This window comes from Mycolicibacter heraklionensis, assembly GCF_001021505.1.
GTDB classification, from domain to species: Bacteria; Actinomycetota; Actinomycetes; order Mycobacteriales; family Mycobacteriaceae; genus Mycobacterium; species Mycobacterium heraklionense.
Window position 1 is genome coordinate 123062 of the sequence record NZ_LDPO01000006.1, and the last position, 13469, is coordinate 136530.

12 protein-coding genes are annotated in these 13469 nt (G+C 67.5%); 5 read left to right on the plus strand and 7 right to left on the minus strand.

Annotation, left to right across the window (positions count from 1 at the left end):
* Positions 1-475: 475 nt before the first annotated feature.
* Positions 476-790, plus strand: a complete 315-nt coding sequence (locus ABW16_RS25990) for a hypothetical protein (RefSeq protein WP_131721485.1) — start codon at positions 476-478, stop codon at positions 788-790.
* A 157-nt stretch (positions 791-947) separates the two neighbouring features.
* Here the strand turns inward: ABW16_RS25990 and ABW16_RS09920 are convergent, their stop codons facing one another.
* The 4 genes from ABW16_RS09920 to ABW16_RS09935 are packed head-to-tail and all read right to left on the minus strand — an operon-like array spanning position 948 to position 4819.
* Positions 948-1919: a D-2-hydroxyacid dehydrogenase family protein gene (locus ABW16_RS09920; protein WP_200900637.1), complete on the minus strand. Its 972-nt coding sequence runs from the start codon at positions 1917-1919 to the stop codon at positions 948-950.
* Positions 1920-1921: 2 nt separating this feature from the next.
* Entirely contained in the window at positions 1922-3190 is a 1269-nt protein-coding gene (locus ABW16_RS09925; protein WP_047318993.1) for an amidohydrolase family protein, read from the minus strand.
* Positions 3191-3193: 3 nt separating this feature from the next.
* A complete protein-coding gene (locus tag ABW16_RS09930; protein ID WP_047318994.1) occupies positions 3194-3979 on the minus strand; it encodes a class II aldolase/adducin family protein in 786 nt (261 codons plus the stop codon).
* A gap of 51 nt (positions 3980-4030) precedes the next feature.
* Entirely contained in the window at positions 4031-4819 is a 789-nt protein-coding gene (locus tag ABW16_RS09935; RefSeq protein WP_047318995.1) for a FadR/GntR family transcriptional regulator, read from the minus strand.
* Positions 4820-4922: 103 nt separating this feature from the next.
* Between ABW16_RS09935 and ABW16_RS09940 the strand changes: the two genes are divergently transcribed.
* A complete protein-coding gene (locus ABW16_RS09940) occupies positions 4923-5768 on the plus strand; it encodes an MBL fold metallo-hydrolase (protein WP_047318996.1) in 846 nt (281 codons plus the stop codon).
* Entirely contained in the window at positions 5765-7018 is a 1254-nt protein-coding gene (locus ABW16_RS09945) for a cytochrome P450 (protein ID WP_047318997.1), read from the plus strand. Before ABW16_RS09940 ends, ABW16_RS09945 begins: the two co-directional genes overlap by 4 nt.
* Here ABW16_RS09945 and ABW16_RS09950 read toward each other — a convergent pair.
* The 3 genes from ABW16_RS09950 to ABW16_RS09955 form a co-directional block, all read right to left on the minus strand.
* Positions 7008-7805: a L,D-transpeptidase gene (locus ABW16_RS09950; protein ID WP_109519546.1), complete on the minus strand. Its 798-nt coding sequence runs from the start codon at positions 7803-7805 to the stop codon at positions 7008-7010. The two genes, ABW16_RS09945 and ABW16_RS09950, sit on opposite strands and share 11 nt — an antisense overlap.
* A 140-nt stretch (positions 7806-7945) precedes the next feature.
* Positions 7946-8140 (minus strand): YbdD/YjiX family protein, encoded by a 195-nt coding sequence (locus ABW16_RS24305; protein ID WP_082134030.1) that lies wholly within the window; start codon positions 8138-8140, stop codon positions 7946-7948.
* A complete protein-coding gene (locus tag ABW16_RS09955) occupies positions 8116-10383 on the minus strand; it encodes a carbon starvation CstA family protein (protein ID WP_047318999.1) in 2268 nt (755 codons plus the stop codon). Before ABW16_RS09955 ends, ABW16_RS24305 begins: the two co-directional genes overlap by 25 nt.
* Before the next feature lie 116 nt (positions 10384-10499).
* Here ABW16_RS09955 and ABW16_RS09960 point away from each other — a divergent pair, with 116 nt between their 5' ends.
* Both ABW16_RS09960 and ABW16_RS09965 read left to right on the plus strand, forming a co-directional pair.
* On the plus strand, positions 10500-11258 hold the full coding sequence (locus ABW16_RS09960) for an SDR family NAD(P)-dependent oxidoreductase (RefSeq protein WP_047319000.1): 759 nt from the start codon (positions 10500-10502) through the stop codon (positions 11256-11258).
* Positions 11259-11279: 21 nt separating this feature from the next.
* Positions 11280-13445, plus strand: coding sequence for an acyl-CoA dehydrogenase (locus tag ABW16_RS09965; protein WP_047319001.1), 2166 nt, complete (start codon positions 11280-11282; stop codon positions 13443-13445).
* The last annotated feature ends 24 nt before the right edge of the window (positions 13446-13469 follow it).

Here is a 13469-nt window from a genome sequence, read left to right on the forward strand (position 1 = left end):
CGTCCGGTTTCCGCAGGTCGCTTGAAGTCGCGACAGGTCCACCGGTCGAATCACACCGTTGTGTTTCCGCAGGTAAACCGGCATATCCAGCGTTTTCGCTAGGGGTTCGAGTCCCCTTAGCTCCACTCATTTCGATGGGTATTCCGTTCACGCTGCGCTGATCGCGCAGAATTGCGACCAGACCGTTTGGTGAACACAGGGTCACGACCGCCGATCCGCATCGTTACGGTAACGAGTCAATTGGCCGGCCCGGTAACTTACAAGCCTGTGATACGGTTCCTTTGCAGTCGTAAGATTGCGTGTCCGGGGGGGCTGGATACTAATCATCGGAGTTTACGTGAAGAGCCTCGGGAGACTCGGAAAAGCGATATTCGCCGGGATCGGCTTTTATGCAGGCGGGTTGATTTTCAGCGGCCAGGTGGGTGCTGTTCCTGTCGCGGCCCTGCCCCTCGGGGGGCCGGTGTGTGCAGGCGGTGTGGTCGCTCTCTCCTCCGCTGACGGTGCGGCGCCCATTGCGGCGCCGGCCGACGCAACGTTGGCGGCCGCCGCCGGGGTGCCCTGTGGGCCGGCTGCGGCTGACCTGACCACTCTTGCTGGACCTGTGCCGATGGGGCTGCCGGGGCCGGTGCCCCTGATTCCGATTGCCCCCATTCCGGTGGTGCCCGGATTGCCGCCGCCCGTGCCGCTGGTGGCGCCGGGACCGGCCGGCGCCGCTGCGGCCAGTCCTATCGCGGGATTGATGACAGACGCCATCAGCGCCCCTATCGGTCTGGCCGGCGGCACTAAGTAACACGTGACAGAAGAGGGTCCGCGAATATTGTGTTCGCGGACCTTTTTCTGTTGCGGCCTGACTCTGAAATCAGTGGGCCAGAATTTATTTGTAGAACTGTTATTCCGATGCGATTGTACTGTTACGAAAAGCTGTTATCAGAAACAGCGTGACCGTGTCATTGAGCTTTCACCAGCCGCCGCGGAGTGCCGGCGCAGTAAGCGACGATGTCGTCGACGATATCGCGATAAAACACGTTCATGCAGTTCTCGGTCACGTAGCCCAGGTGCGGGGTCAGCACGGTGTTGTCCAGCGTGGTCAGCGGGTGTCCGGCCGGCAGTGGCTCCTGGTCGTAGACGTCGAGCCCGGCGCCACGGATCCGGTTGGTGCGCAGTGCGTCGATCAGCGCGGCCTCATCGATCAACCCGCCCCGTGAGGTGTTGACGACGATCGCGCTGGACTTCATCACGGCCAGCTCGTCTCGACCGACGAGTCCCCGGGTCGCCTCGGAGAGCACCATGTGAATCGACACGACGTCGGCGGTCTCGAACAAAGCGCGTCGGTCCAGCAGCTGCGCCTGGGCCTCGGCGGCCCGCTCCGGGGTCAGGTGCGGGCTCCACGCCGTCACTCGCATGCCGTAGGCGTGGCCCACCGCGGCTACCCGCCGGCCGATTCGGCCCAGCCCCACCAGCCCGAGCGTCGCGCCGGCTAGATCAGCGCCGACCGTCTGTTGCCATCGGCCGGCGCGAACTGCCGCGTCCTCGACGATCAGATGACGTTGCAGGGCGTGGATCAACGCCCAGGTGAGTTCGACCGTCGGCGTGATGGCGCCGCCGGTGCCACACACGGTGATCCCGAGCCGGTGGGCGGCGGTCACGTCGATCGCGGCGTTGAACGGCCCCGTGGTGACCAGCAATTTCAACGACGGCAGCCGGGCCAGCAGATCGGCGTTGATCGGCGTGCGTTCGCGCATCGCCACCACCACCTCGCGGTCGGCCAACCGGGCGATGAGGTCCTCGCCGGGATCGAGGTGCTCGCGAATCGCCAGCAGATCGACGGGCCGCGGGATAGGCGACCAGTCCACCGTGCCGGCAATGCCCTGGTAATCGTCGAGCACCGCGATACGCAGCGGTGTCAGCGAGGCGGCCACCTTTAGAACGCATCCGGGTCGTGCTGGACCGCTTCGGGCACCGGATGCTGGTAGAGGCGAGATGCGTTCTCCCAGGTGAACTTCCGGATCACCTCGGGGGGAAGGCCCCCGATCTCCTCATGGATCACCCGCTGAGTGTTCGGCCACGTCGAGTCGCAGTGCGGGTAGTCGGCTTCCAGCATGATGTGGTCGGTGCCGATGCGCTCGTGCTGGCAGAACGACGACTGATCCTCGACCGCGCAGAACCAGAAGTTGCGTTGCAGCACCTCGGCCGGGGAGAGCGTCTCACCGAGTGCCTTCCAGGTTCCGTACATCTCGTGATAGCTCAGCATGTGGTCGAGGCGGTCCAGCAGCCCTGCGACCCAGCCGATCCCGCCCTCGGACAGGCAGATCTTCAACTCGGGGAAGCGGCTGGGCAACCCCGAGTACAACCAGTCGACCGCGGCGGAGATGGCGTAGGCGAAGAACAGGACGCCGGCGACGTCGGGCGGAGCGTCGTCGGTTGTCGACGGCGAGGTGCCCGACGACCCGATGTGCAGATTGACCACGGTGCCTGTTTCGGCGCAGGCGGCGATCATCGGGTCCCAATGCCCGGAGTGAATGGTCGGCAGTCCCAGCATGGCCGGGTTCTCGCTGAAAGTGATGGCGCGAAAGCCTCTTTCGGCGTTCTCGTAGATCATGGCCGCCCCGACTTGGGGATCCAGCAACCAGGGCAGCTGACAGCCGATGATGCGGTCGGGGTAGGAACCGGCCCACACCTCGTGGTGCCAGTCGTTCCACGCCCGTACCGAGGCCATCGCCAGCTCGTGGTCGCCGGTCGTCAGTTGCAGGCGCTGACCGGCGAACCCGGGCAGGAAGGAGGGAAAGTTCAGCGACGCGTAGACGCCGTTGAGGTCCATGTCCTTGATCCGTGCATGAATATCCCAAGCGCCACGGCGCATCTCATCGAATCGGGCCGGCTCGAAGCCGTACTCCGAGACCGGACGTCCCACCACCGCGTTGAATCCGACGTTGGGCAGCGACTGGCCGTCATACATCCAGGTCTGGCCGCCGGTGTCGGTCTCGATCACCCTCGGCGCCCGGTCGGCGAGTTTGCGCGGCACCCGGCCCTGAAAGGTGTCCGGGGGTTCGACGATGTGATCGTCTACCGAGATCACCGTGTAGCGCCGTTGCGCGCGTGGTGGTTCGGGCAGGAAGGTCACGGTGCGCTCGGCGCCGGCCTTGGCGGTGGTGAAGCTCAGGTCGGAGCTGAGTTCGTCGATCGATTTCATGAGCTAGTCCAGCACCCGGCGGTCGGCCTTGATGGTCATGCGGGCCGCGCCTGCCCAGTACACGTCGGCGGCGCGTTCGATCAACGACGCCTGCATCCCAGCCATGTCGGATCGCTTCATCGGTGTGGGTCGCCGGCCGGTCAGCATCACGTGGTAGGCCAGCTTGCACACCCGCTCGATGGTCGCGCACCGATAGACCGCCTCGGCCAGGGTGCGCCCGGTGGCGATCACCCCGTGTGAGGCCAGAATCGCCAGGTTTGCGCCGCCGATGCGGCCGGCCAGATCCTGGGCCCGCGCAGCGGTGTCCACCTCGCCGTCGTAGCTGTCGACGAAGCACAGGTCGTCGAGGAACAGCGAGCCCGTCTGGTGCACCAGCTCGGGCAGCGTCTGCAGCGACGCCAACAGGCTCACGTAGTAGGGGTGGTTGTGGATCACCACGCGAGCGTCGGGGCGGGCGCGGTGCAGTTCGGTGTGGATATGAATGGCGGGGGTGACATCCCAGCGGCCCGCGACCACGCGGGCGTCCTCGTCGACGGTGCAGATGTCGGAGGCGGTGAGTTCGGCCCACCACAGTCCCCACGGATTGACCAGCATCTCGGTCTGACCGTCGGGATGCCAGGTGATGTGGCCGGCCATGTTCTCGGCGAAGCCGATGTCGGCGAGATGGCGAAACGCGACGGCCAGTGCCTGGGTGTTGCTGAGCTCGACGCCGATCGGCGGGACCACCGACGGCGACCAGACCGCTGAGCCGCCGGGACGGGCGTACTGGACGTCGACGGACTCCGTCATGAACAAATCATATGGAAATAAGCGCGGCCGTCAACGCCGCCGCCGCGCCGGTCAGTGCTCGTTGTCTCCGGCGCTGGGGACTCCGCGGGGACGAACCATGGCGGGGTCGACGATTCCCGAGCGGCCGGGGTAGTGCTGGGCGTGCAGCAGGTGGGCTGCGGCGAGGTCGCGGGCCCGTTGGGCGTCGCCGACATCGATAGCGTCGATCACCTGGCGGTGGTCCTCCAGGACGGCGCGCCGCTCCGGAACTGGCACCGTCGAATGGTCGGTGACCTGACTGGACCAGCTTTGCTCGTGAGCCGACCAGAGGGCTTCGAGTGCGCCCGCCATGACGAGCATGGTGGTGTTGCCGCAGTGCGTGACGAGCGCTTCGTGATAGCGGCGGCTGGCGGAGGTGACCTTTTGCAAGTCGTCGACCGCAGCCACCGATTCCTCATGCAAGCGGCGCAGAATCGGCACCACCGTGCTCTTTCGGTCCGGGCGCCCCGCGCACAGCGCCGCGCAGGCCGGTTCGACCTGCAGAAGCGCGGTCCCGACGTCGGCGAGGCTGACCTGTTGCGAACCCAGGACCAGGCCCATGGTGTAGGCGACGTTTGCTGGAGTGGGCCGATGGATCACGGCGCCGCCCCGTTTGCCGCGGCGCACGGTGAGCAGGCCCTCGGCCTCGAGGATCCGCATGGCTTCGCGCAACGACGGCTTGCTGATGGCGAACTCGACCAGCAGTTCGTCCTCTTTGGGGAGCACATGGTCGTCGGTGAGTTCGCCGGCGACGATGCGTCGACGGAGCTCGTCGGCGACCTGTTCGGCCAGCCGGCGAAAGCGGATGGTGGGTGCTGCCACGGGTCGAGTGTGCCAGACCCGCCTTCGTTCCTCCGGTTCCTCGAATCAGTCACTTCCAAATGATTCGTGGCATACGATCGCCCTGCGAGAAGGGGACCATGGCGTGCAGCACTGGACTGTCGGCGACGTTGACATCCATGCGGTTGCCCAGGCGGTCATCCCGATCCCACCCTCCCGGCTGTTCGCCGGAGCACTTGAGTGCTTCGCGGACGATTCGCTGCCGGAGTATTGCGACGCCTCGGGCAACATCCTGATGGCGATCCAGTCCTATCTGATCGAGTCCGGGCCGTCGCGCGTGCTCGTCGACACCTGCTTCGCCGAGAGCTTCCTGCGGACCCGGAACATGCCGGACCGCTTCGAGGAGTCGTTGGCGGCCACGGGATTGTCGCCCGGCGACATCACGGCCGTGGTGTGCACGCACCTGCACCGCGATCACGCCGGTCGCAATACCGTCGAGCAGGCCGGGCAGTGGGTGCCGACATTTCCCAACGCCGACTATCTGGTGACCGCGGCCGAGCACGCGCACTGGTGTGAGTTCACCGGTGAGGACCGGGTGGCGCCCGAATGCGTCGCACCCCTGGCGCAGCACGGCAAGCTCCGGTTGGTGGCCCCGGATCATCAGCTGACCGAGACGATCAGGCTCGTCCCCACCGCCGGTCACACCCCCGGTCATGTGTCGGTGCGCATCGAGTCCGCCGGCGACGTCGCCTACATCAGCGGCGACGTCGTGCACCATCCCGGCCAGATCGGCCGGCCCGAGATCAGTGCCCTGCCCGACGCCGACGCGAGCGCCGCTCGGGCCAGTCGGCTGGCCTTGCTGCGCCGTATCGCCGACGAGCGGGCACTGCTGCTCGGATCGCATTTCGCCGCCCCCTCGGGCGGCTACATCGACAGCGCCGGTGCAGGTTTGGCGTGGCAACCGCTGGTAGAGCGAGAGGGAGCACGATGACCGAGACACAGCACCTGTTGCCGGAGGGGTTCGACTTCACCGACCCCGCGCTCATCGCCGAGCGGATCCCGCACGAGGAGTTCGCCCTGCTGCGTAAGACCGAACCGATCTGGTGGAACGCCCAACCCTTCGGCGCGTCCGGCTACCCCGACGAGGGCTACTGGGTCGTCACGAAACACGCCGACGTACGGGCGGTGTCGCTGCACGACGAGGTGTTCTCCTCGCACGAGAACACCTCGCTGATCCGGACGAACACGACCGACAATCAAGAGCTCCACGACGCCAGCCGCGACAACATCATGCTGTTTCTCGACGGACCCAAGCACGCCAAGCTGCGCCGGATCGTCTCCCGGGGATTCACGCCCCGAGTGGTTGCCGGAATGCGGGATTCGCTCGACCGCCAAGCCCGAGAGATCGTCACGGCCGCCGCCGAGCACAACACCGGCGACTTCGTCACCGAGGTGGCCTCCCAGCTGCCATTGGCGACCATCTGCGAGCTGATCGGCGTCCCGACGGACGAGCGTCAACAGGTTTTCGACTGGAGCAATCGGCTGGTGGGCGGCGGCAACGGCGACCCGGACGCCGCGGCCGACGGGATGCAAGCCTCCGCTGAGCTGTTGGGTTACGCCTACCAGATGGCCGAAGACCGCAAGGCGCACCCGCGCGACGACATCGCGACGGCCCTGGTGACCGCGACCATCGACGGCGAAGAGCTCACCGCACTGGAATTCGGTTACTACGTGATGATGCTGATGGTGGCCGGCAACGAGACCACCCGCAACGCCACTTCGCAGGGCATGCTGGCGTTCTTCGACCACCCCGACCAATGGCGGCTGTTCGTCGCCGACCGCCCCGCTACCATGGCCGACGAAGTGGTCCGCTGGGCGACGCCGGTCATCTCCTTCCAGCGCACGGCATTGCGCGATGTCGAACTCGGGGGAGTGCAGATCCGCAAGGGACAGCGGGTCGGCATGTTCTACGGTTCGGCCAACTACGACGACGAGGTGTTCGACGACCCGTTCACCTTCAACGTCCTGCGAAGCCCCAACCCGCACTTGGGTTTCGGGGCTCCGGGAGCGCACTACTGCATCGGTGCGAACCTCGCCCGGATGCAGATCAACCTGATCTTCGGAGCGCTGGCGGACATCATCCCCGACATCCACCAGCTGGATCGACCGTCGCGATCCGTGCTGCCCTGGATCAACGGGATCGACGCCATGCCAGTGGAATTCGGCAGCGTCACTCCTTGATGATCACCGGGTCGCCGATGTTGACCCGGTCGAAGTACCACTCCGCATCGGTGGGACTCAGGCCGATGCAGCCGTGGCTGACGTTCTCCAGCCCCAGTGAGTGCAGCGCCCAAGGTGCGGAGTGGACGTAGAGCCCGCGCCGGGTGATGCGGACCGCCTGCTCCACCTCGAAGCGGTAGCCCTCGGCGGAGTCGATCGGGATACCAACGCTGCTGGAGTCCATCACGACCTTGCGGTCCTTGCCCAGCACGGTGTAGTTGCCCGTGGGTGTCTCGTATTCGGTCTTGCCCATGGTCGCGGGCAGGACGCCGTCTTCGCCCCAGTGCGGGCGGTGGTGCGGCGTGGGCAGCGGGCCGGCCTCCTCGCCGTCAACGGTCACGGTAAAGGTGTGCGCCGAGATGCTGGCGACGCCCACCACCTTTGCGCCCGTGCTGAAGTCGACGGACAGCTTGCCCACCGACAGGGCCACGGTGCTGTGCGCCGGCCAGTAGTGGTCGGGAATCCACTGCACTTCGCTGTCGTCGACCCAGTCAAAGGTTCCGGTCATCGGCGGGGTGCTCCGCACCGCGATGCTGCGCTCGGCGGCCCGGCGGTCGATCACCGGAGCGGAGAAGGTCACCACGACCGGGTGCGCCACGCCAACGACAGCACCCGATGCCGGCTGGATCGATGCGATCCCGGCGCCGGGCGGCTGGCTGGCCGCAGCCGAACTCGTTCCGGGCGGCGTCACGAGCGTCGCGACCGCGACCCCGATGACCACCATTGCAGAGCGCACCGATGTCCACATCCTCGGCATACCTTCCCGATCTTCTAACCTGGGTTACCGCCGTTGATGGTAGGGAGATTCGCGTCGATAGGCCTCGCGCACATGCCCACGAGACGGTCAAGGCTTCATTAAGGTTTGGACACGGCCCGGCCGGAGCGGTGTCAGCAGCAACGCGCCCCGGGATTGGCGTCGTGACGGCGCCGCCAGTAGTCCCGCTCGGAGAGCACCGGTTCGCCGGGATGGGCGCGGCGGCGATACTCCAGATAGCGGTGGTAGTGGTTGTCGCCCAACAGCGATGCCCAGTACCAGCCGACGTGGCGAGCGGCCCGGACTAATCCACGCAGCGGGCGTCCCATTGCGCCTGCACCTTTCGCTCGGCCGCGGTCGGGATCAGCCCGGCCGGTGCGAATCGTCGCGATGGCACCGGCGGCGGCTCGGCGGTAGACGCCGTGCCGCGGATCGCCCTTGCCGACACCAGAATTCCGGCGATGACCACCACCGCCACCAAGGAGGCGAAAACTATCGACAAGGTGCCCTGAATGAACGTGTTGCGGACGACGTCGTGCAACTGCTGCGCGTTGGCCGCCGATCCGAACGATGTCTTGCCGGCCCGCTCGGCGGCCCGGTAGGCGAAGTGCTGCGTCCAGTAGCCCACCCGCGGATCGCCGGAGAAGATCTTCTGCCACGACGCCGTCATGGTGACCGTCAGATCCCACAGCAGCGGAATGCCCGGGATCAGTGCCCATTTCAAGCCGGAGCCCGCCTGGCCCTTCTTGATCACGATCACCGTCACCACGGTCAGCGCGATCGCGGCCAGCAACTGGTTGGCGATACCGAACAGTGGGAAGAGGGTGTTGATCCCGCCGAGCGGATCGGTGACGCCCATCAACAGGATCGAACCCCAGCCGGCGACCACGGCCAGACTGCACACCCACGCACCGATCCGCCAACTCGGGTTGGCCAGCCGGCGCAGCGGCCCGCCCAGGTTGCTCAGTGCGTCGGCGAGCATGAATCGGGCCACCCGGGTGCCGGCGTCGACGGTGGTCAGGATGAACAGCGCCTCGAACATGATCGCGAAGTGGTACCAGAAAGCCTTGAGACCCGGCCCGCCGAACACCCGCCCCAGCACCTCGGCCATTCCCAACGCCAGGGTCGGGGCCCCGCCGGTGCGCGACACGATCGACTGTTCTCCGACAGCGGTGGCGGCCTCGGTGATCTGGTCGGCGGTCACCGGTGACCCGCCCAGTCCGAGCCCGTTGACGTAGGCGGCGGCGCTCGAGGCGGTGCCGCCGGTGGAGGCGACCGGCGCATTGAGGGTGAAGAACAGGTGCTGGTCCAGAATCGAGGCGGTGATCAGCGCCATGATCGCCACGAAGGACTCGGTGAGCATGCCGCCATAGCCGATCAGCCGCATCTGGCTCTCTTTTTCGAGCAGTTTCGGGGTGGTGCCCGAAGCGATCAGCGAATGGAACCCGGACAGCGCGCCGCACGCGATCGTGATGAACAGGAACGGGAACAGTGACCCGGCGAACACCGGCCCTTCGCCGGTGCGGGCGAACTCCGAGACGGCCGGAGCGGCCATCAGCGGCCGAGCGATCAGGATGCCGACGGCCAGCAGGACGATGGTGCCGACCTTCATGAACGTCGACAGATAGTCACGAGGCGCCAGCAGCAACCACACCGGCAGCACCGAGGCGGCGAAGCCGTAACCGATGATGCACCACGACAACGTCACCGGGGACAACGTGAACCACGCCGCACCCCAAGAGGTTTCGGCGACCCACTTACCAGAGGCGACGGCGCCCAGTAGCGCGACGACCCCGATCAGGGACACCTCCGACACCCGGCCGGGCCGCAGGAATCGCAGATAGAACCCCATGAACAGGGCGATCGGAATCGTCATCGCGATGGAGAACACGCCCCACGGACTGACCGCCAAGGCCCGCACCACGATCAGCGCCAGCACCGCGATCAGGATCACCATGATGACCAGCACCCCGACGATCGCGGCCGCACCACCGATGACGCCGAGTTCCTCGCGGGCCATCTGCCCCAAGGAGCGGCCCCGTCGGCGCACCGAGCACCACAGCACCAGGTAGTCCTGCACACAGCCGGCCACCACCGCGCCGATCACGATCCAGATGGTGCCCGGCAGATAACCCATCTGAGTGGCCAACACCGGGCCGACCAGCGGTCCCGCGCCGGCGATTGCCGCGAAATGGTGGCCGAAGAGCACCCGCCGGTCGGTCGGCAGATAGTCGGTCCCGTCCTCGAAGATCTCCGCAGGCGTGGCGTGGTCGTCGCGCGGGCGCACGATCTTGCGTTCGATAAGCCTTGCGTAGAAACGGAATCCGATCACGTACGTGCACACCGCGGCGACGACAAACCACACCGCGTTCACCGATTCGCCGCGCGCGAACGCGATCGATGCCCACGCCACCGCCCCCGCGACCGCGAGTGCGCCGAACACCATTTTGTGCCGTGCTGAGATGGGGGAGTGGTCGATGACTGCCACTGCGGGCAGCTCGGGGTCGGTGTGCACATACGTCACCGGCCCGTCGTGTCGCTCGACTGTCTCCGGCGCCGTCGGTGCGGCCACGGGTACCTCCTTGGCGCCTGTCTGATGCCCGAGGGGCAGCGGTTTCCGAGCGGAACGATAACTTGTCCTAGATTCTCAACTACTAGATTTTCTGTAACGGCCGCGAAGGGGTGTGCATGGACATCAACGGTAAGAAGGTCATCGTCGTGGGCGGCGCCTCCGGAATGGGTCGCGCCACCGCGGAGCTGCTGGCTGCCGGCGGGGCGGACGTCGCGGTGCTCGACCGGGAGGGCTCGGAGGGCAAGCAGGTCGCAGACGGTTTCGGGGGCGCCTTCTATCCGGTGGACATCACCGACTTCGACGCCACCGAGAAGACGCTGGCCGCGGCCGTCGAGGGCCTGGGCGGGCTGCACGTCATCGTCACCACGGCCGGCGGCGGGATCGCCAAACGCACCCTGTCCAAGTCCGGCCCGCACGACCTGGAGTCGTTCCGCGCGGTGATCGACCTGAACCTGATCGCCACGTTCAACATCAACCGGTTGGCCGCCGCGCACATGAGCACCAACGAGCCCGAGGACGAGGAGCGCGGCGTCATCATCAACACCGCCTCGATCGCGGCCTTCGAGGGCCAGATCGGCCAGGTCGCCTACACCGCCGCCAAGGCGGGCGTCGCGGGCATGGCCCTGACCATGGCTCGTGACCTCGGTTCGGTGGGCATCCGAGCGCTCGCGATCGCGCCGAGCCTGTTCGCCACCGGCCTGACCAAGGGCATCCCGGAGGAGTTCGCCAGTGCCCTGACCAAGGACGCGGCGTTCCCCAAGCGCCTCGGCCGGCCCGAGGAGTTCGCCAAGCTGGTTGCCGCCGTCGTCGACAACCCGATGCTCAACGGTCAGTGCCTGCGCCTCGACGCCGGGCAACGCTTCGCCCCCAAGTAAACGAAAGCCAGGAGACAGCCCATGGGCATTGGAATTACCGACGACCACCGCGAACTGGCCGAGGTGGCCCGCGGATTCTTGACCGCGCAGAAGGCCCGCTCGGCGGCCCGTGCGCTGCTGGACGCCGCCGAGGAGACTCGGCCACCGTTCTGGGGCGAGCTGGCCGCGCTGGGCTGGCTGGGCCTGCATATCGGCGAGCAGTACGGCGGCTCGGGCTTCGGGCTGCCTGAGCTGGTGGTGGTGATCGAGGAGCTGGGCCGGGCGGTGGCGCCCGGACCATTCGTTCCGACCGTCATCGCCTCGGCGGTGATCGCCGCCGCCGGCACGTCCGAACAGCAGGCCCGCCTGCTGCCCGGGCTGATCGACGGTTCCGTCACCGCCGGCATCGGGCTGGCCGGCGACGTCGTGCTGGACGGCGGCGTGGCCTCCGGGGACGCCGGGGTGGTGCTGGGCGCGGGCCTGGCCGACGTGCTGCTGGTGGCCGCGGGTGAGGACGTGCTGGTCCTCGAGCGGGACCGGGCTGGGATCAACGTGGACGTGCCCGGCAATGTCGATCCGACCCGGCGGTCCGGGCGGGTCACGCTGACCGGTGTCGGCGTGAGCCCCGACGACGTCCTGGCCGGCGCGCGCGAGTCGGCGCTGGCACGTGCCCGGGTCTTGCTGGCCGCCGAAGCCGTTGGCGGCGCGGCCGACTGCACCGACGCGGCGGTGGAGTACGCGAAGGTGCGCGAACAGTTCGGCCGGACCATCGCCACCTTCCAGGCCATCAAGCACCATTGCGCCAACATGCTGGTCGGCGCGGAATCTGCCACCGCCGCGGTGTGGGATGCCGCGCGGGCTGATGGCGAGGACGAGTTCGCCTTCCGGCTGGCTGCTGCGGTCGCCGCCACCCTGGCGTTCCCCGCCTACGAGCGCAACGCCGAGCTGAACATCCAGGTGCACGGCGGTATCGGCTACACCTGGGAGCACGACGCCCACCTGCAGCTGCGCCGCGCCCTCGCGGTACAGGCCCTGTTCGGCGGCGACGCACCGGCCCAGGCCGTCTTCGAGAGTGCCGCGGCCGGCATCACCCGCGCCAACAGCCTGGACCTGCCGCCCGAGGCCGAGGAGTTGCGCACCCGGATCCAGGCCGACGCGCTCGAGATCGCGGCGTTGGGCACCGACGACCAGCTGGACCGGCTGATCGCGACCGGCTACGTGATGCCGCACTGGCCCAAGCCGTGGGGCCGGGCCGCCGACGCGGTCGAGCAGGTGGTGATCGAGCAGGAGTTCACCGCCGCGGGCGTTCAGCGGCCCGACTACTCGATCACCGGCTGGGTGATCCTGACGCTGATCCAGCAGGGCACCGAGTCGCAGATCGAGCGGTTCGTGGAGAAGGCGCTGCGCCAGGAGGAGATCTGGTGTCAGCTGTTCTCCGAGCCGGGCGCCGGCTCGGATGCGGCGGCGGTCAAGACCAAGGCAACCCGGGTCGAGGGCGGCTGGAAGATCACCGGTCAGAAGGTGTGGACCTCGGGTGCGCATCTGTGCCGGCGCGGCCTGGCCACGGTGCGTACCGACTTCGACGTCGCCAAGCACGCCGGCATCACCATGGTGATCGTCGACATGAAGGCGCCGGGCGTCGAGGTGCGGCCGTTGCGGCAGATCACCGGTGGTTCGGAGTTCAACGAGGTGTTCTTCAACGACGTCTTCGTTCCCGACGAGGACGTGGTCGGCGAGGTCAACGGCGGCTGGAAGGTGGCCCGGGCCACCCTGGGCAATGAGCGGGTCAGCATCGGTGGCGGTAGCTCCTACACTGCCGGGGTCGACCAGAGGCTGATCGCACTGGCCCAGCAGCACCGGCAGTCGGTGGCCGATGCCGAGGTGCGGATCGGGCGGTTCGTCGCCGACGAGCACGCGTTGCGCCTGCTGAACCTGCGGCGCGCGGCGCGCAGCATCGCCGGTGGCGCGCCCGGCCCCGAAGGCAATGTCACCAAGCTCAAGCTCGCCGAGCACATGGGCGACGGCGCAGCGATTGGTGCGGCGTTGCTGGGCCCGGATGTTGCCCTCGATGACGGGCCGGGCGCGATGGCTGCGCGGATGGTGATGGGGGCCCGCGGTATCGCGATCGCCGGCGGCACCTCGGAGGTGACGCGCAACCAGATCGCCGAGCGAATTCTGGGGATGCCCCGCGACCCGCTGATCAAGTAGCGTTCTTCCTGCGCGAGCGGGCGT